This window comes from Microvirga sp. HBU67558 (assembly GCF_018069605.1).
Taxonomy (GTDB): Bacteria; Pseudomonadota; Alphaproteobacteria; order Rhizobiales; family Beijerinckiaceae; genus Microvirga; species Microvirga terrae.
In genome coordinates this window covers 1-23,809 of sequence record NZ_JAGPUP010000544.1, presented here as the reverse complement: position 1 = coordinate 23,809, position 23,809 = coordinate 1, and the positions used below count along the sequence as shown (strand labels likewise).

General features: G+C 67.8%; 23 protein-coding genes. 3 read left to right on the top strand and 20 right to left on the bottom strand.

What is annotated here, in order from left to right:
• Positions 1 to 13: 13 nt before the first annotated feature.
• The 9 genes from KBI52_RS21545 to KBI52_RS21505 form a co-directional block, all read right to left on the bottom strand.
• Positions 14 to 664 carry an HAD family phosphatase gene (locus KBI52_RS21545; RefSeq protein WP_210811596.1) on the bottom strand — a complete coding sequence of 217 codons (651 nt, stop codon included), beginning with the start codon at positions 662 to 664 and terminating at the stop codon, positions 14 to 16.
• Positions 665 to 731: 67 nt separating this feature from the next.
• Positions 732 to 1,217 (bottom strand): ATP F0F1 synthase subunit B, encoded by a 486-nt coding sequence (locus KBI52_RS21540; RefSeq protein ID WP_210811592.1) that lies wholly within the window; start codon positions 1,215 to 1,217, stop codon positions 732 to 734.
• A 13-nt stretch (positions 1,218 to 1,230) separates the two neighbouring features.
• A complete protein-coding gene (locus KBI52_RS21535) occupies positions 1,231 to 1,779 on the bottom strand; it encodes a F0F1 ATP synthase subunit B' (protein ID WP_173946094.1) in 549 nt (182 codons plus the stop codon).
• A 119-nt stretch (positions 1,780 to 1,898) separates the two neighbouring features.
• Positions 1,899 to 2,123, bottom strand: coding sequence for a F0F1 ATP synthase subunit C (locus KBI52_RS21530; protein WP_009764739.1), 225 nt, complete (start codon positions 2,121 to 2,123; stop codon positions 1,899 to 1,901).
• Positions 2,124 to 2,178: 55 nt separating this feature from the next.
• Positions 2,179 to 2,907, bottom strand: a complete 729-nt coding sequence (locus tag KBI52_RS21525; RefSeq protein ID WP_173946093.1) for a F0F1 ATP synthase subunit A — start codon at positions 2,905 to 2,907, stop codon at positions 2,179 to 2,181.
• A 60-nt stretch (positions 2,908 to 2,967) separates the two neighbouring features.
• The gene (locus KBI52_RS21520) at positions 2,968 to 3,339 is read right to left on the bottom strand and encodes an AtpZ/AtpI family protein (RefSeq protein WP_173946092.1); all 372 of its coding nucleotides are present in this window, start codon (positions 3,337 to 3,339) and stop codon (positions 2,968 to 2,970) included.
• Positions 3,340 to 3,545: 206 nt separating this feature from the next.
• Positions 3,546 to 7,004 (bottom strand): chromosome segregation protein SMC, encoded by a 3,459-nt coding sequence (gene smc, locus KBI52_RS21515; protein ID WP_210811588.1) that lies wholly within the window; start codon positions 7,002 to 7,004, stop codon positions 3,546 to 3,548.
• Positions 7,005 to 7,184: 180 nt separating this feature from the next.
• Positions 7,185 to 7,823, bottom strand: a complete 639-nt coding sequence (locus KBI52_RS21510) for a DsbA family protein (protein ID WP_210811577.1) — start codon at positions 7,821 to 7,823, stop codon at positions 7,185 to 7,187.
• Between the two features lie 87 nt (positions 7,824 to 7,910).
• Entirely contained in the window at positions 7,911 to 8,402 is a 492-nt protein-coding gene (locus KBI52_RS21505; protein WP_173946089.1) for a DUF721 domain-containing protein, read from the bottom strand.
• Between the two features lie 95 nt (positions 8,403 to 8,497).
• Here KBI52_RS21505 and mutY point away from each other — a divergent pair, with 95 nt between their 5' ends.
• On the top strand, positions 8,498 to 9,610 hold the full coding sequence (gene mutY, locus KBI52_RS21500) for an A/G-specific adenine glycosylase (RefSeq protein WP_210811574.1): 1,113 nt from the start codon (positions 8,498 to 8,500) through the stop codon (positions 9,608 to 9,610).
• 146 nt (positions 9,611 to 9,756) lie between these two features.
• Here the strand turns inward: mutY and KBI52_RS21495 are convergent, their stop codons facing one another.
• The 7 genes from KBI52_RS21495 to KBI52_RS21465 all read right to left on the bottom strand — a co-directional run bounded on the left by KBI52_RS21495 (position 9,757) and on the right by KBI52_RS21465 (position 17,503).
• Positions 9,757 to 10,653, bottom strand: a complete 897-nt coding sequence (locus KBI52_RS21495; protein ID WP_173946087.1) for a LysR family transcriptional regulator — start codon at positions 10,651 to 10,653, stop codon at positions 9,757 to 9,759.
• A 285-nt stretch (positions 10,654 to 10,938) separates the two neighbouring features.
• Positions 10,939 to 12,747: an iron ABC transporter permease gene (locus tag KBI52_RS21490; protein WP_210811571.1), complete on the bottom strand. Its 1,809-nt coding sequence runs from the start codon at positions 12,745 to 12,747 to the stop codon at positions 10,939 to 10,941.
• Positions 12,744 to 13,727, bottom strand: a complete 984-nt coding sequence (locus tag KBI52_RS21485; RefSeq protein ID WP_173946085.1) for an ABC transporter substrate-binding protein — start codon at positions 13,725 to 13,727, stop codon at positions 12,744 to 12,746. The genes KBI52_RS21490 and KBI52_RS21485 overlap by 4 nt, the downstream gene beginning before the upstream one ends.
• 139 nt (positions 13,728 to 13,866) lie before the next feature.
• On the bottom strand, positions 13,867 to 15,063 hold the full coding sequence (locus KBI52_RS21480; protein ID WP_247654551.1) for a site-specific DNA-methyltransferase: 1,197 nt from the start codon (positions 15,061 to 15,063) through the stop codon (positions 13,867 to 13,869).
• Between the two features lie 157 nt (positions 15,064 to 15,220).
• Positions 15,221 to 15,862 carry a ribonuclease HII gene (locus KBI52_RS21475; RefSeq protein WP_210811568.1) on the bottom strand — a complete coding sequence of 214 codons (642 nt, stop codon included), beginning with the start codon at positions 15,860 to 15,862 and terminating at the stop codon, positions 15,221 to 15,223.
• Between the two features lie 9 nt (positions 15,863 to 15,871).
• Entirely contained in the window at positions 15,872 to 16,279 is a 408-nt protein-coding gene (locus KBI52_RS21470) for a GFA family protein (protein ID WP_210811565.1), read from the bottom strand.
• 138 nt (positions 16,280 to 16,417) lie between these two features.
• Positions 16,418 to 17,503 (bottom strand): PA0069 family radical SAM protein, encoded by a 1,086-nt coding sequence (locus KBI52_RS21465; RefSeq protein ID WP_247654556.1) that lies wholly within the window; start codon positions 17,501 to 17,503, stop codon positions 16,418 to 16,420.
• Positions 17,504 to 17,723: 220 nt separating this feature from the next.
• On the opposite strand from KBI52_RS21465, the gene KBI52_RS21460 reads away from it, so the two are divergent.
• Complete coding sequence (locus tag KBI52_RS21460) at positions 17,724 to 18,215, top strand: hypothetical protein (protein ID WP_173946081.1); 492 nt, start codon at positions 17,724 to 17,726, stop codon at positions 18,213 to 18,215.
• Positions 18,216 to 18,222: 7 nt separating this feature from the next.
• On the opposite strand, the gene moaB is transcribed toward KBI52_RS21460, so the two are convergent.
• The 4 genes from moaB to KBI52_RS21440 all read right to left on the bottom strand — a co-directional run bounded on the left by moaB (position 18,223) and on the right by KBI52_RS21440 (position 21,591).
• Entirely contained in the window at positions 18,223 to 18,777 is a 555-nt protein-coding gene (gene moaB / locus KBI52_RS21455) for a molybdenum cofactor biosynthesis protein B (RefSeq protein WP_173946080.1), read from the bottom strand.
• Positions 18,778 to 19,006: 229 nt separating this feature from the next.
• The gene (locus KBI52_RS21450) at positions 19,007 to 19,876 is read right to left on the bottom strand and encodes a neutral zinc metallopeptidase (RefSeq protein ID WP_173946079.1); all 870 of its coding nucleotides are present in this window, start codon (positions 19,874 to 19,876) and stop codon (positions 19,007 to 19,009) included.
• An 88-nt stretch (positions 19,877 to 19,964) separates the two neighbouring features.
• Entirely contained in the window at positions 19,965 to 20,789 is an 825-nt protein-coding gene (locus KBI52_RS21445; protein WP_210811561.1) for a uracil-DNA glycosylase family protein, read from the bottom strand.
• Positions 20,790 to 21,024: 235 nt separating this feature from the next.
• On the bottom strand, positions 21,025 to 21,591 hold the full coding sequence (locus tag KBI52_RS21440) for a methylated-DNA--[protein]-cysteine S-methyltransferase (RefSeq protein WP_210811558.1): 567 nt from the start codon (positions 21,589 to 21,591) through the stop codon (positions 21,025 to 21,027).
• A 267-nt stretch (positions 21,592 to 21,858) separates the two neighbouring features.
• On the opposite strand from KBI52_RS21440, the gene KBI52_RS21435 reads away from it, so the two are divergent.
• Positions 21,859 to 23,523, top strand: a complete 1,665-nt coding sequence (locus KBI52_RS21435; RefSeq protein WP_210811548.1) for an electron transfer flavoprotein-ubiquinone oxidoreductase — start codon at positions 21,859 to 21,861, stop codon at positions 23,521 to 23,523.
• Positions 23,524 to 23,809 lie beyond the last annotated feature (286 nt).

Here is a 23,809-nt window from a genome sequence, read left to right as displayed (position 1 = left end):
CGACGCGGGCTACTCACGCCAGCTCTTGAACAGTCCCTGGCAGATCGGCCATCCGGTTGATCACGATAGGGGCTCCCGCCCGCCGCAGATTTTCTGCGTGGCCCGGTCCGCAATGGCCGCCGCCGGCAAACCCGATGACGCGCATGCCGGCGGCGATCGCCGCCTGAACGCCCGCCATGGAATCCTCCACGACCAGGCAATCTTCGGGGCGGGCGTTCATCTGCCTCGCCGCATGAAGGAAGAGGTCCGGCGCCGGCTTTCCGCGCGCGACCTGGGTCGAGCTGAAGATGGTGTCGAACAGGTCCGCGAGGCCGGTGACGCGCAGCGACAGAGCGATTCGCTCCGGGATGGACGAGGAGGCGACGCAGCGGCGGAAAGGCAGGGCCAAAATGGCCTCGCGCACACCCGGAATGGGCTTCAACTCGGTCTCGAAGCGCTGGAACAGGGTGCGGTTGAGCCGCTCCGTGAAGTCGGCCGGGAGCCTGGTGCCGCGTTCCGATTCGATTCGCGCGATCTGGTCCTTGATGCTCACTCCGGTGAAGTCGCGGGCCACGTCCTCGGCCGTGTAGGGCACGCCGCATTCCGTCAGGATCTCGGCGTCGATCCGGCAGCTCAACGGTTCCGAATCGACCAGGACACCGTCGCAGTCGAAGATCAGCAGCATGATGCTCTCCAAGCAAAAAGGCCGCCTCGAGGGGCGGCCTTCGATGGGTTGGGTCCGGACGGAAGCCTTACTGCAGCTTCGAGCGCACGTCGCTGAGGCTGGACGTGACAAACGAGGCCGCGGTGGCTCCGGTGATCTCGTCGCGCAGGACGCGCTCGGACGCCCGGATGGCGGCGTCCACGGCGGCCGCGCGCACCTCGGCGGAAGCCTGGGACTCGGCCTGGGCGATCTTGGCCTCGGCGGTGGCCGTGCGGCGCTTCACGAAGTCGGCCATCTTCTCCTGGGCTTCGCGGGCGAGACGCTCGGCCTCGTCGCGGGCGCTGGACACGATGTCGGCGGCCTCGCGCTCGGCGGCGGCGCGCTTGGACTCGTACTCCTTCAGGAGCCGCTCGGCGTCCTGGCGCAGACGCTTGGCCTCGGCCAGTTCACCGGCGATGCGCTTGCCGCGGGAATCGAGCTGGTTCAGCACATTCCCGGGAACGCCCTTGTAGAACAGGATGCCCCAGAAGATGACGAAGGCGACCGCAACCCAGAATTCAGCGCTTTGAAACATGCGGATCTCCCGATCAGGCCTTGATCTGGTTGAGAGCGGCCTCGACCTTCTGCGGGGCCGGAGCCTTGCCGGTCAGGCGCTCGATGATGGCGGAGGCGGTGTCGCGGGCGATGGCGTCCACGTGGCTCATGGCTTCCGCCTTCTTGGCCGAGATGGTCGCCTCGGACTCGGCCAGACGCTGGTTGAGATCGGCCTCGAGCGCCTTGCGCTTGGCATCGCTCTCGGCCGCGAGCTTGGAACGGGTTTCCTGGGCGAGGGCCTGGGCCCGGCCCTTGGCTTCGGCGAGGGCCTTCTCGTAGGCGGAGCCGGCTTCTTCCGCGCGGGATTTCATGGCGGCCGCGTCGTCGAGATCGTTGGCGATCATCGCGCGGCGGTTCTCGATGATTCCGCCCAGGCGAGGGAGGACCAGCCGTGAGAGCAGGGTGTAGAGCACCACGAAGGTGATGGCGAGCCACAGGAGCTGACCGGCATAGGTCTCCGTCTCGAAGGGCGGAAAGCCGATGTCCTCGTGAGCGCCGCCGGGGGCCTCTGTTGTGGCGTGGTTCGTTTGAGCCTGAGCCATGGAGCAGATCCTAACGGATAAAGAATCCTACAAACATGAATGACGGCGGTTCAATCCGCCGTCACTCCTGTCGAGGCGAAGCGTTCGCACGCCTCGACCTCCCGATCACCGTTTCGAGATTAGGTGAAGAGCAGAACGAGAGCGACGACGAGGCAGAAGATGCCGAGACCTTCTGCGAGCGCCGCGCCGATGAACGCGCGGGCGAACTGGCCGTCAGCGGCCGACGGGTTGCGCAGAGCGCCGGACAGGAAGTTGCCGAAGATGTTGCCGACGCCCATGGCGGCGAGGCCCATGCCGATGCAGGCGAGGCCCGCGCCGAGGAACTTGAAAGCAACCGGATCCATTGTGATCTCCTTGGGAATACTGTGATCGGGAGGGAAGGTGTAACTCGGCGCAGACCTAGTGGCCCGGGTGCAGCGCGTCGTTGAGGTAGATGCAGGTCAACACCGTGAAGACGTAGGCCTGCAGAGCGGCGACGAGGAACTCGAGCGCCATGAGGGCAACCGCCATGAGGAGCGGCAGCGGAGCGAGGATCGTCAGGGCACCGCCGGCGCCGAGCAGCGCCACCACGAAGCCTGCGAAAACCTTCAGCGCGATGTGTCCCGCGAGCATGTTCGCGAAGAGACGCAGGCTGAGCGAAATCGGCCGGGAGAGGAACGAGATGAGCTCGATCACCACGATGAAGGGCAGGAGCCAGGCCGGCACGCCCGACGGCACGAAGAGGCCGAGGAAGTGGGTACCGTGCTTCATGAAGCCGTAGATCACCACGGTGCCGATGACGAGCAAGGCCAGGGCGAAGGTTACGATGATGTGGCTGGTGACCGTGAAGAAGCCCGGGATCATGCCGAGCAGGTTGGCCGTCAGCACGAACATGAACAGCGAGAACACGAGGGGGAAGAACTTCATCCCCTCCTTGCCTGTCGCATCGACCAGCGTGTTCGCGACGAAATCGTGCAGGACCTCGGCGACCGACTGGGCGCGGCCCGGAACGACGGCGCGCTTGCGGGTCGCAAACAGCAGGCCGCCCACGATCACGGCGGCCGCGCCGATCATGAACAGGGATGAATTGGTGAAGTTGATGACCGGAATGATGGGCTTGATCTGGAATTGTTCGATCGGGCTCGCCATGATCCGCTCTCAAAGTTCGATGTTATCAAATGCCGTTCGGCGTTCGCAGGTCTAAGTCCGTCACCGCTTGTCGTCATACCGGGCGGATTTGACCATCCCGGCCGCTCGCATCAGGTTGAGCATCCCGGCGCAGAAGCCGAGTATCAGACAAACGATCAGACCCCAAGGGGACGTTCCGAACACGCGGTCGACGATCCAACCCAGGATCCCGCCGGCCGCCACTCCTGCAACGAATTCGGCCGAGAGCCTGAAGGCTTGGCCGAGAGCGCTGGAATCTGACGTCGGACGGGCACGAGGCTCTGACTCGGCTCGATGCGCGGATGCTTGGGAGATCCGTGCGTCGAGAGACTTCAGTCTCGCTGACAGGTCGGCATCGTCGGCACTGCCCGGTTTCCGCTCATTCTCGCCGTTCCGCTCGTGAGGGTCCGCCATTGCGATCTCCTTTGAAGCGTTGCGGGAAAATGCTTGGAAGCCCAGCCCCGAAAGCCGGGCGCACCATATGAGCGGGGGTCCCCCCTGTCAAGAACCGTCTGAAAACATCTAAGTCTCTGATTTAATTGGGTTAACGATGTTTTCAGGTGCCCCCGGGCCGAAAGCCCACATGTTTTTGAGGCTGAAGCAAGGCAGGGCTGAAAGCCTTAGGCTACCTCAAGAATGCGCTCCGCGCTCTGCAGGTCGACGGAGACGAGCTGCGAGACGCCCCGTTCGGCCATGGTGACGCCGAAGAGGCGGTCCATCCGGGCCATGGTGATCGGGTTGTGGGTGATTACCACGAAGCGGGTCTCGGTCTGGCGCGCCATGTCCTCGAGGAGGGCGCAGTAGCGCTCCACATTGGCGTCGTCGAGAGGCGCGTCCACCTCGTCCAGCACGCAGATCGGCGAGGGGTTCGTAAGGAACACGGCGAAGATGAGCGCGGTGGCCGTCAGGGCCTGCTCGCCGCCCGACAGCAGGGTCATGCTCTGGGGCTTCTTGCCGGGCGGACGGGCGAGGATCTCGAGGCCTGCTTCCAGCGGATCGTCCGAATCGACCAGGGTCAGTTCCGCCGTGCCGCCGCCGAACAGGGTGGTGAACAGGCGCTTGAAGTGGTTGTTCACCACGTCGAAGGCGGCGAGCAGGCGCTCGCGGCCCTCGCGGTTGAGGCTGCCGATGGCCTGGCGCAGGCGCTTGATGGCCTCGACGAGATCGTCGCGCTCGCCCGCGATGCCGTTGTACTTGGTCTCGAGCTCGTTCAGCTCCTCGTCGGCGCGCAGGTTCACGGCGCCGAGGCGCTCCCGGTCGTTCTTGAGGGAGTGCAGCTTCGATTCGATCTCGCCATGGGAGGGCAGATCAGCGGCTTCCTTCAAGCCGGCGAGCTCGATGAGCCCGGCGGGCGTCGTCTCCAGGTTCTCCGCGATGGCGCGGGTGATCTCGGCCAGACGGGCCACCGCGGCCTCGTGGCGGGCCTGGGAGCCGGCACGGGACTCGCGGGCCGCCGCGAGGGTTTCGAGGGCCGCGCGGGCCGCGCGATCCGACTCGGCAAGACCCGTCTCGGCATCGGCCAGGTGGTCGGCCGCTTCCTTGCGCTTGGCCTCGGCCTCCTCGACCTCGGCCATGAGGGCGCGGCGGCGCTGCAGGTAGGTGTCGGGGGCCTCCAGCAGGCGCTGGTGCTCGTCCTGTGCGCGCTCCAGGCGCTCGCCCAGATCCTCGAACGCCTTGGCGGCGCGGCCCGCCCGCTCGGTCCAGAGGCGGATGTCGGCCGCGATCGCCTCCTGCCGGCGGCGGCGCAGCTCGGCTTCGTGCATGAGGGATTGCAGGGCGGCCCGGGCCTCGGAGGCGGTCGCCCGGCGCTCGGCCACCCGGGTGCGCTCTTCGAGCAGGCGGCTTTCGAGATCGGGCGCCGGGGCGAGGTCCTGCAGAGCGCTCTCGGCATCCTGCACGCGTTCCAGGGCCTCCGCCTCGCTCTCCGACAGGCGGGCGAGGCCTTCCTGCAGGGCCGAGCGACGCTGGCCGAGCTCGGCCTCCTTGCGCTCGGCGGCGGTGAGGCGCGTGCGGGCGGCATCGAGCGCCTGACGGCTCTGGCGGGCGGATTCGATGGCCTGCGTCTCGTGAGAGGCCGCCCTGCGGACGGCTTCCTGGGCTGCCTCCGCCTCGTGACGCAGGTGCTCGGCCTGCTCGCGGGCTTCCGCGGCCTCGCGCTCCAGGTCGCCCAGGCGGTTCTTCTCCGCGAGGCGACGGGCCGCCGGGGAGGGCGCCTCGGCGGCGGCCGTGAAGCCGTCCCAGCGCCATAGATCGCCTGCCTGAGTGACAAGGCGCTGGCCGGGCCTCAGGCGGCCACGCAGGCGCAGGCCGTCATCCTTGCTCACCACGCCGATCTGGCGCAGGCGGCGCTGCAGGGCCGCGGGCGCCTGGGCGAGATCCGCCAGGGAGCGGACCCCGTCCGGCAGGGCCGGATCGTCCTCGCCGGCATGGGTCTCGGCCCAGTGATGGGGAGCCGATGGGTTGATTGAGGCTTCGAGATCGTCGCCGAGGGCTGCGCCCAGGGCGGTCTCGTAGCCCTTCTGGACCGTGATCTGGTCGACGGCCGGGGGCCAGAGGTCGCCGGTCGCGGAGGTCACCAGCTTGGCGAGGGTGCGCGCCTCGGTCTCAAGGCGCTGCGCCTTGCGCTCCGCCTCGTTCAGGGGCTGGCGCAGGCGGTTCTCGGCCTCGCGGGCTTCCGACAGGGTTTCGCGGGCTTCGACCACCGCCTCTTCGGCGCCCTGTGCCGTTTCCTCGGCGATCGCCATGTCCTCGCGCAGGTCGTCGAGGGTGGGGCCGTCCTCGGGCGAAGCGGAGAGCGCCGCGATCTCGCGCTCGAGCCGCTCCTTCTCGGATCGGAAACGGGAGGCGCGCTCCAGCTCCTCGCGCACGGCTCGCTCCAGGGCGGCGCGGCGGGCGTTCAGATCCGAGGTTTGGGCCTGGAGGGCGCTCAAGGCGGATTCGGCTTCCGCCAGCTCGGCCTCGGCGCCCTGGAGGCGCTCATGGGCCTCGGCGCGGGCGTCGTCCGCCCCGTCGGTGGTGAGCGAGATCTCGGCGGCTTCGGTCTGGAGGCGCTCGATCGTGGCCTCCGCGTCGCTGCGCTGTGCGGCCTCGCGGGCGATGTCCCGGTTGAGGTCGCCGACATGGCGCTCCAGCTCGACCACGCGCTCCTTGGATCGGCGCTCCTCCGATTCGAGCTCGTTGCGGGCATGGGTCAGCCGCTGCAGGGCGGCCGCGGCCGCGGCTTCCGCCTGGCGCAGGGCCGGGAGGCCATGGGCCGCGACGGCTTGGGCGGTGGCGGCCCGGGTCTGCTCCTCGGTGGCGTCTGCAACCGCCTTGAGATCCTCGGCCACCTGGCGCTCGGCGGTAGCGGCCTGCTCCCGCGCCTCGGCGAAGCTGATGGCGTACATCAGGGCTTCGAGGCGCCGGATCTCGGCCGAAAGGTTCTTGTAGCGTGAGGCCTGGCGGCCCTGGCGCTTCAGGCTCTCGATCTGGCTTTCCAGCTCGCGAATCACGTCCTCGACGCGGACCAGGTTGTCCTCGGCGGCCTTGAGCCGCAACTCAGCCTCGTGGCGGCGGGCGTGGAGGCCGGCGATGCCGGCGGCATCCTCCAGGATGCGGCGGCGGGATTGGGGCTTGGCCGAGATGATCTCGCTGATCTGGCCCTGGCGGACGAGGGCCGGCGACCGGGCGCCCGTCGCCGCGTCGGCGAACAGGATCTGCACGTCGCGAGCGCGGACCTCCTTGCCGTTGACCCGGTAGGTCGAACCCTCATCCCGCTCGATCTTGCGGGAGATCTCCAGCAGGTCCGTGTCGTTGAAGGCGGCAGGCGCCGTGCGCTCTCCATTGTCGATGGTGAGCATCACCTCGGCCCAGTTGCGGGCCGGGCGGCCGCCGGAGCCAGAGAAGATGACGTCGTCCATCCCCGTGGCGCGCATGTTCTTGAAGGAGTTTTCCCCCATGACCCAGCGCAGGGCCTCGACGAGGTTGGACTTGCCGCAGCCGTTCGGCCCGACGACGCCGGTGAGGCCCGGCTCGATCAGGAAGTCGGTGGGCTCGACGAAGGTCTTGAAGCCCGCGATGCGAAGGCGCGTCAGCTTCATGGACGCGCCCTCCCGTCCCGCACGCTAGCCCATCGTGCGGACCCAGAGGGCCGCGTCAGCGAAAGGTGGATCCGGTTTTCCGCCTCGAACGATACGCGCATCAAGCGAGAGGGCATCGGGTTGATCCCAAAAGTGGACACCACTTTTGGGCCCGATCCCCGAGGGGCAGGATAATGGAGCTTATTCGCCCAGGAGAGGCTTGATGACCTTTTCAAGCTCATCGATCGAAAGGCTTCCAGGATGACGCTGACCATTGATGAAGAATGTGGGCGTGGAGTCCACCTTGAACTGCTCCATACCCCGGTTCTTCACCGCGTTGACTGCGTCATATAGTTTCTGGTCCTTGAGGCAAGCCTCAAATTTTTCCTGTGAAAAACCCGCCTGGCGCATGAGCCCGCGCAGGGCATCGAGCGGCTTGTCCACAAAGGCCCAGTTCCGCTGCTGCTCGAACAGCAGGTCCGTGATCGGGTAATATTTGTCGTTGCCGTCGCAGCGGGCGAGCATGAAGCCGGCGGTGGCGAGCGGGTCGAGGGGGAATTCCCGCAGGACGAAGCGCACCTTGCCGCTCTCGATGTAGCGCTTCTTCAGCTCCGGCCAGGTGGTCTTGTGGAAGTTCGCGCAGTGGGAGCAGGTCAGCGAGGCATACTCGATGATCGTCACCTTGGCGTTGTCCGGGCCCAGGGCCACGTCTCCGAGGGGCCCCTGGACCGCCAGATCCGGGACGGCCACGTTCTGGGCGAAGGCCGGAAGACTCGTGGCCAGATAGGCGGTCGCGGCTGCGGTTCCGAGAAGCTGAAGCGTCTGACGCCGGGTGATCATCGTGGGGAGGCTCCTGAAGAGATTTCGTCCTGCGAACGAATGATTTGCGGTAAAATGACTTGGCCTTCGTGGCAAGCGCCCGCCATCTCACGCTTTCGTGCGTGAACCGGAGCTGACGATGGCCTGACCCAGCCGATCGAGCGCCGCCTTCAGAGATTCCTCCTGGATGGGCTCGACGGCCTTGTCCACCTTCTCCCTCTCCGCCGAGGTGAGGGGGCGGGCGACGGGGCGCTTCTTCTCAACCCGCCGCACGGGCCCTTGTTTCAGCACCAGCTTGCCGATGCAGCGCCAGCCGTAATGGGTGTTCACCCGGTCGATGATGGTGGGGGCGAGGTGCTGCAGCTCGAGCGCGAAGGCGCTCTCGACCCGGATCACGAGGGTGGCCGGATCCGGCCGCGCCTCCGGGTCGGCGTGGGGGGCCTTGCGCTTCCATTCGATCTTGAGCGGCTGGGTGAAGGCGGACAGGCGCTCGCCGACGATGTCGGGCCAGGCCATGAGGATGTCGGACGTGGCGAAGCCCTGCGCCGCCAGACTGGGGGACAGGCAGACGTCGAGAAACTCGGCGAGGGGGCGGGCCAAAGGCCTTGGGCGTCTCAATGTCGCCTCGGTCGTCTCATGTTGAATGTCCAAAAGCCGCGTTGGAATATTCCGTTTAGAACGCTATTCCAAATCCCATGTTAACGCCCGCCGCGAGCGCGACCAAGCCCGACCCACAGGATCTTCTCGCCTGGTACGACCGTCACCGGCGCGACCTGCCGTGGCGCGCCAAGCCCGGCGTGACCGCCGAGCCCTACCGGGTCTGGCTGTCCGAGATCATGCTGCAGCAGACGACCGTGGCGGCGGTCCGGCCCTATTACCTGAAATTCCTGGAGCGATTCCCGACCGTCGAGGCTCTCGCCGAGGCGCCTGCGGACGCGGTGATGCAGGCCTGGGCCGGCCTCGGCTATTATTCCCGCGCCCGCAACCTGCATGCCTGCGCCAAGGCGGTCGTGGATAAGCATGGCGGGCATTTCCCGCGCACCGAGGCCGAGCTCCTGAAGCTGCCCGGCATCGGCGCCTATACGGCGGCGGCGGTCGCGGCCATCGCGTTCGACGAGAAGGCGGCCGCGGTCGACGGCAACGTGGAGCGGGTGATGTCCCGCGTCTTCATGGTCGAGGAGCCGCTGCCCAAGGCCAAGCCCCTGATCCGCACGCTGACCGAGGCCCTGGTGCCTGCGGACCGGCCTGGGGACTTCGCCCAGGCGGTCATGGATCTCGGCGCCACCATCTGCACTCCCAAGCGCCCCGCCTGCGCGCTCTGCCCCTGGATGGTGCCCTGCCGGGCCCGGGCCGAGGGTCTGCAGGAGGCCTTCCCGAAGAAGCAGAAGAAGGAGGCCGGGCAGCTGCGCAAGGGCGCGGCCTTCGTGGTGCTGCGCGCCGACGACACGATCCTGCTGCGTACCCGCCCGCCGCAAGGATTGCTCGGTGGCATGGCGGAGCCGCCGACCAGCCCGTGGGAGCCCGATTACGAGCCCTCCCGCGCGGTGCTCGACGCGCCCATCGAGGCGCGCTGGCAGCGGCTGCCGGGCACGGTCCGGCACGTCTTCACCCATTTCCCCCTCGAGCTGACTGTCATGTTCGCCAAGGTGTCCAAGGGCACGCCCGCTCCGGACGACATGCGCTGGACCCCGCGCCTTCAGCTGCACGAGGAGGCGCTCCCCGGCGCCATGAAGAAGGTGCTGGCGCATGCCCTGGGGGATTTGCCAGGCGGCAAGGCGAAAAGCGAGAAGCCCGCGAAGGAGGCGTGAGGCCGAGCCCGCCACTCCCCTCGACGTCACGGCCGGGCTTGTCCCGGCCACCCCGATACGATGAGCCGCCATGCCTTTCCGATCGGGATCACCGGAACAGGACTGGTGATGACGTGGCGGGTGTAGGAGAGGGGCGACGCGGACGATCAGCCGCCCACCAGGGCCTTCTGGCTCCGCTTGAACAGAGCCGCCAGGGCATTCGCCACCCGGGCCACGTTGGGGCGGCTGCGGCTGCGCCGGTGCATGACCAGGAACACGTCCTCGACCAAGTCGCCCTCGGGCTTCGTGATCTGGATCAGGTCCGGGTCCGAATCGCCGAGCCAGCACGGGAGGAAGGCGGCGCCGAGGCCCGCCTTGGCCGCCTGGTAGCGGATCGGCATGTCGCCGATCCTGGCCGCGACGGTACGACCTTGCGCGAACTCGGCCACATAGGCGGCCTGGCGCGAGAGGGTCGGATCCTCCGGCGGCGCGATGACGGAACCGGGGTTCTCCGTGCGGGAATACATGGCGAAGGCGATCTGGCCGATCTTGCGGGCCACGAGATCATCCGTGCCCTCCGGCAGGTTGCGCATCCGCAGGCCGATATCGGCCTCGCCGGACGCGAGATCGAGCCGGCGCCGGGTCGGGATATAGGCGATCTCCACGGGGGCCGCGGCTTCGTGCAGCTCCGCCGCGTAGAGCGACAGGAACAGCGTCACCGACGCGGTGGCCGTGACCCGCACCGGGGCGTCCGGGTCGGGCCGGTAGGCGGCGGCCGTGCGCGACACCACGGCGGCCGCCTCGCCCATGGGGGCGGCGGCTTCGAGGACCGCCTGTCCCGCTTCCGTCAGCTCGAGGTTGTTCGGGCCGCGCTGGAACAGGGAGAGGCCCAGCGTCTCCTCCAGAACCTTGATGCGCCGCGCCACGGTCGGCTGGCTCTGGCCCAGCGCCTTCGCGGCGCTGTTCATCGATCCATGAGCCACCACGGCGAGAAAGATCCGCAGGTCGTCCCAGGAGGGTTCCGTGAAGGCGAGGCGGAAGGGATCGAGAGACGAAGAAGCCATGACAGGATGCTAAAGCGTTGAACCGGGTTCGGCATAGGGGAATGTTCCGGCGTGTGGACCGGCCCCGACCATCGCGCCGCATCGGCTCTTCCGCAGCCCGCCAGAAGCGTGAGGGAGCGGCTCAGTTTTGATGTGCTGCGGCGGACAATCCTCTGACGTCATCACCGGGCTTGTCCCGGTGATCCCGATGGTGTGAGGCGCCGCGCTTCACTTTATCGGGATGGCCGGCACAAGGCCGGCCATGACGTGAGAGGGTGTCACTGTCGGCCGGAGATGGCGAAACCTTCAGCTCAGCGCCGCCTTCGGCTCGAGCCGATCGAGGACGGACGTGCGGGCAGGCGCCCGAGCCGGTTCGCGGTTCATGTGCGCCTCGTCCTCCATGGCGCTCTGCCACGGCAGGGCTCCGGCCGGCAGATGGCGGCCCAGCGTATCGAGGACGAGCATGGCGGCCGTCACCACGGCCACGATCACGACGGCGACCGCGGAGGCCTGGCTCGCGAGGCCGGCTTCCTCGAGGTTGTAGAGCACCACCCCGATGGTCTCGGTTCCGGCCGACCAGAGCAGGGCTGAGACGGTGAGCTCGCTGAAGGCGAGCAGGAACGCCATCAGCCCGCCGGCGACTGCGGCGGGAAGCAGGGAGGGGAGCACGATGCCGAAGAGCCGCTGCGCCAGCCGGGCGCCGTCGATGGCGGCGGCCTCCTCCTGCGCGACGTCGACCTGCACCATGCCGGCGAGCACGGGTTTGAGCGCCACCGAGAGGAAGCGCGCGAGATAGGCGAACAGGATGATCCATGGGGTCGCGTAGAGCGAGAACCCCAGGAGCGGCAGCGGCTTCAGGAACAGGAGAATGCACGCGATGGCGAGCACGATGCCCGGCAGCACGTAGGCGATTTCGAGGAGGGACACGGCCAGGATGCGGGCCCGCCCCATCAGGCGGACCAACCCGTAGGCGAGGGGCACGGCGAGCCCGGCAAGCAGGCCGGCCGCGCCGCCGGCATAGAGGAGCGAGTTGGTGAAGGCGCGGATCGTCACGTCCTGGCGGGCCAGCACCTCGACGAAGTTGTCGAGGGTGATCGTGGCGAGCGACAGCGGCATGCCGTAGGACGGCACGAGGGCGGAGGCGAGCAGCGACAGGACCGGCAGGACCAGCGTGACGGCGAGGACGAGCGCGACGAAGATCTCGGTCGCGACACGCGCGCGGCCGAGGAGCCAGAACGGCCTCAAGGGTGCGTCGTCCTCGAGCTGCACGTCGTTCCGGCGCATCAGGACCTGGCTTGCGGCGACGCCGGTGATCGCGATGGCCGCGACGAGAAGGCCGAGCGCCGAGACATCGCCGATCATGTCGGTGCCGAAGCTCGACAGCCGCCGGTAGATGAGGACGGGGAGCGTCAGATAGTTCACGGGGGCGCCGAGCAGCGCCGGAATGCCGAAATTGCCGATTCCGGCCACGAAGGCGAGCAGGGCCGCGCTGGCGAGATGCGGGCGCAGCAGCGGCATCAGATGGTCGGTCAGGATCCGGAAGGGCCGCGCGCCGTCGATGCGGGCCGCCTCGACGACCGCCAGCGGAATGCGCTTCAACCCGGCGCTCATCACCACGTAGACGAGCGGCGCATGGTGCAGGCCCAGCACCAGGATGATGCCGCCGCGTCCCATCATCGGATTGGCGCTGCCCGCCTCCGGGGCGAAGCCGAGGGTGTTCAGGATCGGCGAGGCCGGGCCGGCGAGGTGCAGGAAGGCGAGGGCGATCACCTGAGGCGAGATCATCACCGACAGGACGAACAGGAACGACGCGACGCGGCGTCGGCGGAGATCCGTGATGCCGAGGACGAGCGCCATGGCGGTGCCGAGCGGCAGGGCCAGCAGCGTCGACAGCAGGGCCGTTTCCAGCGAGGCCTGCGCCGCCCGCACCGCCGACCGGCTCGACAAGGCCGTCAGCATGGCGTCTGGGTTGAAGGCGCCGCCGGGCAGGAGCGCGGCCCACAGCAGCCGCAGGGCGGGCAGGACGTCGAAGGCGACGACGATCAAAGCGACAAGAGCGAGGAGGCAGAAACCTCCCCGCTCCAGGAACGACCTGCTCTGTGCGCGATGTCTCACTGTCCGAAGATGTCGGCGAAGGCCGCCTTGTTCTTGGTTTCGTCGGCGAGCGCCTTGCCGGCGTCGAAGCTCATGACCTTGATCTGCTCACGGGCCGGATATCCGGCCGGCAGCGCGACGGCCGGATGGGCCGCGATGTAGCCCTGCTTGAGCGCCAGCTCCTGGCCCTCCTTCGAGAGCAGGAAGTCCACGAACGCGCGGGCGGCCTCCGGGTTCTTCGTGCTCTTGAGGATGGCGACGGGCTCGGACACGGCCGAGACGCCTTCCTTCGGGAACACGAACTCGATCGGCGCGCCCTTGGCCTTCTCGCGGATCGGCATGTAGTCGACGATCACGCCGTAGAGCTTCTGGCCGCCGGCCACCTGCTTGAGCACGTCGCCGTTGCCGCCGCCGGCGACGGCATCGTTGTCCTTGAGGGCCTCGTAGTATTTCCAGCCGCCGTCCATGGCGCCGGTGAGGGTCGCGGCATGGATGAGGGCCGCCCCCGAGGTGAGCGGGCTCGGCATGACGAGCTGGCCCTTGACCTCCGGCCGGGTGAGGTCCTGCCACGAGGCCGGCTTGAAACCCGCCTTCGTGTTGTAGGCGATGCCCGTGGTGATCAGCTTGGTGGCGAACCAGAATTTCTGCGGATCGTGCGTTCCGGCCGGATAGGCCGAGACGTCGGCCTTCTCGTGCGCCAGCAGGCGGTCCTCCTTCTTGAGGCCCTCCATGGTGACGCTGTCGGCGATGAGCAGCACGTCGGCCTGGGGCTGCCCAGCCTCGAACTCGGCGCTCAGCTTGGCCAGGATCTTCGGGGTGCCGTCGCGCACGAACGTGACGGTGACCCCCGGGTTCCTGGCCTTGAACGCGTCGACGGTCTGCTGCGCGTCGGTGTTGGGCTGGCTCGTGTAGAGGACGAGGTTGCCGGAGAGCCCCTGGGCCTGCGCGATTGCGGGCACGAGGGCGGCAAGGAGAGACAGGAGAATGCGCTTGGTGGACACGGGACAGTCCTCTCGGTTGGCGAAGGCCTGCCCGCGCTAGCGGTATCAGATGACGCCTCTGTGACGAAAGGTTAGTGCGGGAAACGAAAAGGGCCAGCTTTGGGCTGGCCCTCTCGAAAAGTCCAAATCGTCGCAAAGGTCAAGCGGCCAATTCGGCGCGCACCTTCGCCCGGAACTCGTCGATCGACACGAGCTTGCCCTGCCGCTCCACGTGCCAGAACGTCCAGCCGTTGCAGGAGGGGAAGCCCTGGGTCAGGGCGCCGATCTTGTGGATCGAGCCCACGATGGCGCCGAGCGCCACGGTCCCGTCGGGGCGCACCACCGCCTTGTGGCGGCGGCGCTCGTCCACCAGGGTCTCGCCTGCCTTCACATGGCCCGCCTCGACGAGCGACAGGAACGGCACGCGCACCTCGGTGCGCTTTTCGGGCGCAGCCGCGATGGACACGTCGGACAGGGGCTCGACCGCATCGATCCGGGCGCGCGCCGCCTTGGCGTAGGTCGGATCCCGCTCGAGGCCGATGAAGCTGCGGCCGAGCATCTTGGCGACCGCGCCCGTCGTGCCGGAGCCGAAGAAGGGATCGAGCACCACGTCGCCGGGGTTGGACGAGGAGAGAAGGATGCGCGCAAGCAGCGCCTCGGGCTTCTGGGTCGGGTGGACCTTGCGCCCTTGAGCGTCCTTCAGGCGCTCGTCGCCCGTGCAGATGGGAATGAACCAGTCCGAGCGCATCTGCACGTCTTCATTGCCGGCTTTCAGCGCATCGTAATGGAAGGTGTAGCCCTTCGAACCGGCGCTCTTAGAGGCCCAGATCATGGTCTCGTGCGCGTTGGTGAAGCGGCGGCCCTTGAAGTTCGGCATCGGGTTGGCCTTGCGCCACACGATGTCGTTGAGGATCCAGAAGTTCAGGTCCTGGAGCGCCGAGCCCACGCGGAAGATGTTGTGGTAGGAGCCGATCACCCACAGCGTCGCGTTCTTCTTCATCACGCGGCGCACGGCGAGAAGCCAGGCGCGGGTGAACGCGTCGTAATCGGCAAAGCTCGCGAACTTGTCCCAGTCGTCGTCGACCGCATCGACGAGGCTCTGGTCGGGGCGCGTCAGCGCCTGTTCGAGCTGGAGATTGTAAGGCGGATCCGCGAAGACCACGTCCACGCTCTCGGGCGGGAGCTTCTCGAGATTGGCGATGCAGTCGCCGAGAAGGATCTCATTGAGAGGAAGAGACGGCGGCAGAACGGAGAGGGGCGTTTTACGCCCCGTCCGAGGAGCCGGCGCAGACCGCCCGGTACGCGAGACATGGATCCGGGAGGCGGCGCCGGCAGCCCCGGTACGCAAGGTACCCATGGGTGATCACCGGTTACGCAACTGACACTCCGGATCATGATGGGATAGGGTAAAGAGGAGGTTTCCAAAGCTGAGAAAATGCAAATATTTTGGATCGGCAAAACTTGCCTACATGCTGAAAAGATTGGGTTTTTCCGTTAATCAGCGTTAAGAGAGGTTACAGATCCAGTAACCCTTGGCGCAGGGGTGAGAAACTCATGCGGTGGAACGGGCAGGGGCCCTCGCTGGCGATCACCGTGAGATGGGCCTTGGTGCTGTAGCCCGCATTGCTGGCGAATCCGTAAGCCGGGTAAGCCTGCCCGAGCCGCGCCATCATCCGGTCGCGCACTACCTTGGCCACGATGGACGCGGCCGCGATCGAGGCGATGCGCGAATCACCCTTGACGATCGCTTCCGTGGCGCAGGGCAGCGCCGGCGGATCGTTACCGTCGACGAAGGCCATGTCCGGCCGGCACGGCAGAGCGGCGAGCGCCCGGCACATGGCGAGCAGCGAGGCCTGCCGGATGTTGATGCTGTCGATCTCCTGATGCGACACCGAGGCGATTCCCACATGGGACGTGGCGAGGATTTCGGTGAACAGCGCCTCGCGCCTCGAAGCCGTCAGGACCTTCGAATCGGCCAGGCCCTGGGGCACGTTCTCGAGATCGAGCACCACCGCGGCCGACACCACCGGGCCGGCCAGCGGCCCGCGCCCGACCTCGTCGAGGCCAGCGATGCATGAACGACCCTGCGCGCGGGCGGCGAGCTCGCGGTCGAGGCCGAGATCGGGGAGACGGGAGGCGCGAATCGGTGCGGTCATGAGGGCCGCTTATAGGCGATCTTCCTCCTCCCGTGGACCGGGCCATTCCGCGCGGGCGAGAGGGTCGACGACCGACATGCCGATGCCTTCCGTCGCCCGGATCGGGATCGTGGAAGGGTCGAATCCGTCCAGGCAGAAGATGTTGACGCCGTAATGGTCGGGGGCCGCTCTCTTGCGATGGAACGTGTAGATGCCGCAGCGGGAGCAGAAGTAGTGCTTCGCCCGCCGCGTGTTCCATTGATGGAGGGACAGGGCCTCCTCGCCCGCCACGATGGTCAGGGCGCTCTCGTGGACCTTGGTCATCAGGGCGTTCTTCTTCACGCAGAGCGAGCAGTCGCAGGTCGTCAGCTCGACGATCTCCGCATCGATACGGAAACGAACGGTGCCGCAATGGCACGATCCGGTGTAGGGGCCCACGGTGCGCTCCGGCTTTCAGGCAGGGACGGGGCACTATAGCGGGCCCGCGGTGCATGGCCAGAGCGGCGCCAGGCGAGGATCGTATGACGCGTGAGATGGCCGGCCCGCGGCGTCCGGATGACGCCTCGTGCGAAGCGGTCAGAACAGACTCAGCTGCCCGGTCTCCTTCGGCGGCACGGCGAACAGGTCCTTGCGCAGGCGCAGGTTCCGCTTGTTCAGGCCGAGCCGTTCGGCGGCGGTCTCGAAGCGACGGCCGAGCATCCAGGCATAGGGTCCGACGCCGGATTGGCGGGTGCTCCATTCGGCATCGTAATCCTTGCCGCCGCGCGCCTCCTGGAGCAGCGTGAACACGTGCTTGAGCTTGTCCGGGTAATGCTCGGCGAGCCAGTCGCGCATCAGGTCCTTGAGGTCGTGCGGCAGGCGCAGGAGCACGTAGCCGGCCTCCTGCGCGCCCGCCTCGGCGCAGGCCTTCAGGATCGCCTCGATCTCGTGATCGTTGATCGCCGGGATGATGGGCGCCACCAGGACCGACACCGGAATGCCTGCCTCGGTGAGCCTGCGGATGGTGTCGAGGCGCTTGGCCGGCGCGGCCGCGCGCGGCTCCATGCGGCGGGCGAGCTTTGGGTCGAGTGTCGTGACCGAGATCGCCACCTTGACCAGCTGCCGCTCGGCCATCCGGCTCAGGATGTCGATGTCCCGGGTGACGAGGCCCGATTTCGTCACGATGCCCACGGGATGGTTCATCCGGTCCAGCACCTCGAGGATGGAGCGCGTGATGCGGAAGCGCCGCTCCACGGGCTGGTACGGGTCCGTGTTGGACCCGAGCGCGATCGTGGTCGGCTCGTATTTCGCGGCCCGCAGTTCCTTCTCCAGGAGCTCCGCCGCATTGGGCTTCGCGAAGATCTTGGTCTCGAAGTCGAGGCCCGAGGACAGGCCCTGGAAGGCATGGGTGGGCCGCGCGAAGCAATAGGCGCAGCCGTGCTCGCAGCCGCGATAGGGGTTGATCGATTTCTCGAACAGGATGTCGGGCGAATCGTTCCGGGTGACGATCGTGCGCGGTTTCTCGACGATGACTTCGGTCGGCAGGGCGGGAAGCTCATCGTCCAGGTCCCAGCCGTCGTCGAAGGCTTCGCGCTGCGCCGGCTCGTAGCGGCCGGACGGGTTCGCGGACGCGCCGCGGCCGCGGCGCCGCTCCACCTCGACCCGGTAGGCCGGGTCGTCCATGCGCCGCCGCGCCGCCTCGGCCGCTTCGAGCGGCGTGCGCCTCACAGGCCGGATGCGGAGGGGATCGCGGGCGGGATCTTTGGCGCGAACGCTCATGGCGGCCTCGAACGAATCTGTCGGTGGAGGCCGCAAGCTTAAGAACAAATCAGGAACAAAATCAAGGGTGCGTCGGCAGAAATGTCCTGGCGACGGCCTGGAGCCGAGAGGCTATACTCTTCGGATGATTACCGTTCTCGTCCGCGTCACGCATGGGCCCGAAGCCCTGGCCGCCACCTTGAGCGCCCTCGTTCCGGCGGTGGCCGCCGGGCTCGTCGGCGACGCCGTCATCCTGGCGGAGAAGCCGGACGACACCCTGGCAACCGTCGCCGACGCCGTCGGGGCGACCCTCGTGGTGGCGCCGAAAGGGTCGTGGCTCGAGGGGGCGAAGGCGGCGCGGCGCGACTGGCTGCTCTGCCTCGACGACGGCGACATCCCGCAGGAGGGCTGGATCCGGGTGCTCGACCGGTTCGTCGCCCTGTCCCGGCCCGACCAGGGTCTGGCGCGGATGCGGCGGCAGCGGACCGGGCTGGCGAATGCACTCCGCGGCCTGTTCGCGCGCTCGTCCGTGCGGGGAGGGGATCTGGTGCATCGCCGCGTGCTGGCGAACGAGGTCCGGGCGCGCATGCCCGTGCGGCTCGCGGCCACCATCGAGCGCGATCCGGTGTTCGGCTGAGCGCTGTTCAGGCTTTCGGCGTTCCGCGCTTCAGATGCTCGTCGAGCCGCGGCATGATCTCGACGAAATTGCACGGCCGGTAACGGTAGTCGAGCTGATGGGCCAGGATCCCGTCCCAGGCGTCCTTGCAGGCGCCGGGCGAGCCCGGCAGCACGAACACGAAGGTCGTGCCGGCAATGCCTGCGGTCGCCCGCGACTGGATCGTCGAGGTGCCGATCTTGTCGTAGGAGATGCGGTGGAAGACCGCCGAGAATCCCTCCATCCGCTTGTCGAACAGGGGCTCGATCGCCTCCGGGGTCACGTCGCGGCCGGTAAAGCCCGTGCCGCCCGTGGTGATCACCACGTCGACCGCCGGATCGGCGACCCAGCCCCGAACCCTGCCGCGGATCGCCTCCACGTCGTCCGGCGCGATGGCCCGGTCCGCGAGTCGATGGCCGGCCTTGGCCAGCCGCTCGGCCAGCGTCGCACCCGACCTGTCGTCGTCCAGTGAGCGCGTGTCGGAAACCGTCAGAACGGCGATGCGAAGGGGGATGAAGGGGAGGCTGTCGTCGATGCCGGGCATGGGAGACTCTGGAAGGCGCGGGGTCTCATGTAGCGCAGCAGGGTCCAGGCTTCCACACAGGTCGTGGCGGTTGTCTGACGATGATCAGACCTGGAAGGCCGACCACCCCGTCATCACCGGCCTTGTGCCGGTGATCCCGATAGGGGGAGGGCGGCGCTTCAATGCATCGGGATGGCCGGGACGAGCCCGGCCATGACGAGGAGGGTGTCTGCCACGCCTGAGCGAGACATCAGAGCTGGCTCGTCCGGAACGTGTCGCAGGCCTGGATCGAGCCGGACTTCAACCCGGTCGTGAGCCAGCGCATGCGCTGCTCGGAGGAGCCGTGCGTGAAGCTGTCGGGCACCACGCGGCCCTGGCCCTGCTTCTGCAGGCGGTCGTCGCCGATGGCCTCGGCCGCGCGGATCGCCTCCTCGATGTCGCCCGGCTCGAGGGACTGCCAGCGCTGGTTGGAATGATGCGCCCAGACGCCCGCCAGGCAATCCGCCATCAGCTCGACGCGCACGGAGAGCTGGTTGGCTTCCGCCCGCCCGACCTGCTGCTGGCGCTCCTGGACGCGGGGCAGGATGCCGAGCTGGTTCTCCACATGGTGGCCGACCTCGTGGGCGAGCACATAGGCATAGGCGAAATCGCCGCCGGCGCGGAAGCGGCGCTGCATCTCCTGGAAGAACGACAGGTCGATGTACACGGTCTGGTCGAGCGGGCAGTAGAACGGCCCCATGGCCGATTGCGCGCCGCCGCAGCCGGACCGCGTGGCGTCCGAGAACAGCACGAGCTTCGGTGCCTGGTACTGCCGGTTGGCCTGCTTGGGCAGAACCTCCTTCCACACGTCTTCCGTGTTGCCCAGGATCGCGGCCGCGAAGCGTCCGGCCTCGTCCTGCGGGGCGCCCTGGCGGCCCTGCTGTTGCTGCTGGTAGCCGGAGCCGCCGCCCGTCATCATCTCGGCGCCGCCGATCAGGATGCGCGGATCGATGCCGAGCGCCCAGCCGACGAGGCCGAGGATCAGGATCGTGCCGATGCCGAGACCGCCCGCACCCCCGGGCAGACCCATGCCGCGACGGTCTTCCACATTGGACGAGGTTCGAAAGTCTTCCCAGCGCATGATCCACCTTCCAGCCGCGGCATGAGGCTCCGCAGGATCTTAAGGCGTAAGCATATGGACCGGTTCCGAGAAGGCCCGCAAGAGAGCCTTACTCCCGTCCGTCGAGAGCCCGTCGCAGAGCCTGAAAGTCCCGCCAGCCGAGGCGCTTCTGCAGGGGCTGGCGCAGCAGATAGGCCGGATGGAGTGTCGGCAGGGCCCGGATCTCCCGTCCGTCCTCGGTCCTGTAGGTGAACCAGCGACCGCGGGTGCGCAGGATCCCGTCCTTGACGCCGAGCAGGTTCTGGGCCGCCGGCCCGCCGAGGCAGAGCACGAATTCAGGCGACGCCAGCTCGATCTGGCGCGCGATGAACGGCTTGCAGATGGCGATTTCCTGCGGGGTCGGCGTACGGTTGCCCGGCGGGCGCCAGGGCACGACGTTGGCCACGTAAACCTGCGTGCGGTCGAGCCCGATGGTGGCCAGCATCCGGTCCAGCAGCTGCCCGGAACGGCCCATGAAGGGCTTGCCGATCCGGTCCTCGTCCGCGCCTGGCGCTTCGCCGACCAGCATGACGCGTCCGTCCGGATTGCCGTCCGCGAAGGCGAGGTTCTTGGCCGAGAACTTCAGCGCGCAGCCGTCGAAGCCTGCCAGGATCGCTTCCAGCTCCTCCAAGGACTGCGCATGGCGCGCCTGCTCGCGGGCCAGGCTCGCCACCTCCTCGGGCGCGCCGGCGGCCGCTTTCGGCAGGGCGCGGGGAGCGGGAGCGGCGGGTGCCGGAGAGGACTTGGGCGCGGCAGCCTTGGCCGGGCCGGGCTCGGCCTTGGGCTCGGCGAAACGGTTGTGCGGGGTCTCGTCGAGCGCGAGGTCGACGCCCGCCTCGACATGGAAGTCGAGCAGCGCCTGAAGAGCATCGCGGTCGGAAGGTACATCCTGCATGAAGCGTATGTAAGCATTCCAGGGGCTGTGGACAACTCGGGTCTGCACAGGATCGGGCCGTCTCCACCCCGTCATCACCGGGCTTGTCCCGGTGATGACGGCGCGAGAGGCGCGGCGCTCTCCCGTATCGGGATGGCCGGCACAAGGCCGGCCATGACGTGAGAGAGGATCAAAGCCGGCCAAGCTGGCCGAGGCCGGTCCGAGACAAGGACAAGCAAGGCCTCGAATCGGGCTCCTATGAGATACCGTCGAAGAGCGTCGGGGTCTCGTCCCGGCGGGCGCCTTCGATGGCCAGGAGGCGGCGCTTGGTGGTGGCGCCGCCATTCGCCGAGAAGCCGCCGAGCTTGCCGCCGGCGGCTACGACCCGGTGACAGGGAACGATGACCGCGAACGGGTTGCGCCCCAGGGCCTGGCCGATCGCCCGAGCATTGCCGGTGCCGAGCCGGGATGCGATCTCCCCGTAGGTCAGCACCCGTCCCGGCGGGATGCCGCGGGCCACCTCGTAGACGCGCCGGTCGAAGTCCGGCACCCCGTCCATGTCGAGCCGCACCGTGGACAGATCGCGCGCCTCCCCGTGCAGCTGGGCCGTGACGTCCGCGACGATGGCCTGGATGTCCGGCGGCGGCTTGGCCTCGACGATGCCGGGGAAGCGCCGCGCGAGGCGGCCGCGCAGCCGGGATGCGTCGTCCTCGGGAAGCTGGAAGCCCACGATCCCGCGCCCGTTCCAGGCGAGACCGCACGGGCCGATGGCCGTCTCGAACAGCGTGTAGAACACCGCATCGCGGGAGGGAGGATCCTGCATGGCTCTTTGTAGTCCTCCTGCGGCCGGCGAACAACTCGGGAGGGCCGTCGCGGGCCTTGCGAGCGGACGACCGGGCCGGTTCCCTGTCCCGGGCGCGTGGCGGTCATCGGGTTTCGGCATAACCTTATGCGGAAAGAGAACTTTCAGACGTCCGGCAATGAAGCTAGGAGAGGAACGTGACGAGAGCGACTTGAGAAATCCGTCGGATTGTTCATATGTAAACTATCCGGCCGTCCAAGCGTTGAAGCCGCGTACCAGGAGGAAGCCATGTCCGATCTGCCCGCCCGTGAATCGATGGAATTCGACGTCGTCGTCGTGGGCGCGGGTCCGGCCGGCCTGGCGACCGCCATCCGGCTCAAGCAGCGGGCGATGGAGCAGGGCGCGGACATCTCGGTGGTCGTGGTCGAGAAGGGTTCCGAGGTCGGTGCCCACATCCTGTCCGGCGCGGTGATCGACCCGATCGGCCTCGACGGTCTCCTGCCGGAATGGCGGTCCGATCCCGACCGGCCCCTGAAGACGGAAGTCACCGCCGACGAGTTCATGTATCTGGGCCATGCCGGCGGCATCAGGCTGCCCAACGTGTTCATGCCCAAGCTCATGAACAACCACGGCAACTTCGTCGGCTCGCTCGGCAACGTCGCCCGCTATCTCGGCCGCAAGGCCGAGGAGCTCGGGGTCGAGATCTATCCGGGCTTCCCGGCCGCAGAGGTGCTGATCGAGGACGGCAAGGTGGTGGGCGTCGCCACCGGAGACATGGGCATCAGCCGCAACGGGGAGCCCAACGCCAACTTCACCCGCGGCATGGAGCTGCGCGCCAAGTACACGATCTTCGGCGAGGGCGCCCGCGGGTCGCTCACCAAGCAGATGGTCGAGCGCTTCGGCCTGAACCAGGGCCGCGATCACCAGAAATACGGCATCGGCATCAAGGAGCTCTGGCAGGTCAGGCCGGAGAAGTTTCAACCCGGTCTCGTGCGCCATTCCATGGGCTGGCCGCTGCCCAACAATTCCGGCGGCGGCTCCTGGCTCTACCATTTCGACGACCATCTCGTGTCCGTCGGCTTCGTGGTGCATCTCAACTACAAGAACCCGACCCTGTCGCCCTTCGACGAGTTCCAGCGCTTCAAGACCCACCCGATGGTCCGGGACGTGTTCGAGGGCGCAAAGCGCATCGGCTACGGGGCGCGCGCCATCATGGAGGGCGGCTGGCAGTCGGTGCCGAACTTGGCCTTCCCCGGCGGCTGCCTGGTGGGCGACTCGGCCGGCTTCGTGAACGTGCCGCGCATCAAGGGCAGCCACAACGCCATCCTGTCCGGCATGCTCTGCGCCGACCACGTCTTCGCGGCCCTGCAGGAGGGCCGGGCCAACGATGAGATCGCGGCCTACGAGGAATCCTGGCGCGCCTCGCCGATCGGCTACGATCTCAAGCGGGTTCGCAACGTGAAGCCGCTCTGGTCGAAATACGGTACGGCGGCCGGCGTGGCGCTGGGCGGGCTCGACATGTGGCTGACCGAAATCTTCAACTGGTCGCCTTTCGGCACGATGAAGCACGGCAAGCCCGACCACGAGTGCCTGCTGCCGCTCGATCAGGTCAGGCCGATCACGTACGACAGGCCGGACGGGGTCCTGACCTTCGACCGGCTGTCCTCGGTGTTCCTGTCCAACACCAACCACGAGGAGGACCAGCCGGTCCATCTCAAGGTGAAGGACATGAGCCTGCAGAAGGCGTCCGAGCACGACGTGTTCGGCGGTCCCTCGCAGCGCTACTGCCCGGCGGGCGTGTACGAATGGGTCGAGGGCGAGGGGGGCGCGCGCTACCAGATCAACGCCCAGAACTGCGTCCACTGCAAGACCTGCGACATCAAGGACCCGAACCAGAACATCAACTGGGTCACCCCCGAGGGCGGCGGCGGCCCGAACTACGTCAACATGTGATGGCGCGCCTGCTCGTTTCCTCTCTCCTGCATCGCAGAGGCGAGGGATGAGCCGGTCTCGTCTCGCTCCCGCAGCAGGTCCCTCGCGTCGTCCGACTCTCCTCGTCATGGCCGGGCGTGTCCCGGTTATCCCAGGGTCGTTCCGTCACCCTCGACGTCATGGCCGGGCTTGTCCCGGCTGTCCCGATCATGTGAAGCGCGGCGCTCCTAGCAATCGGGATTACCGGCCCAAGGCCGGTGATGACGTGGGAGTGGTGGACAGGTGTGGGTGCGATGATGTTCCACCT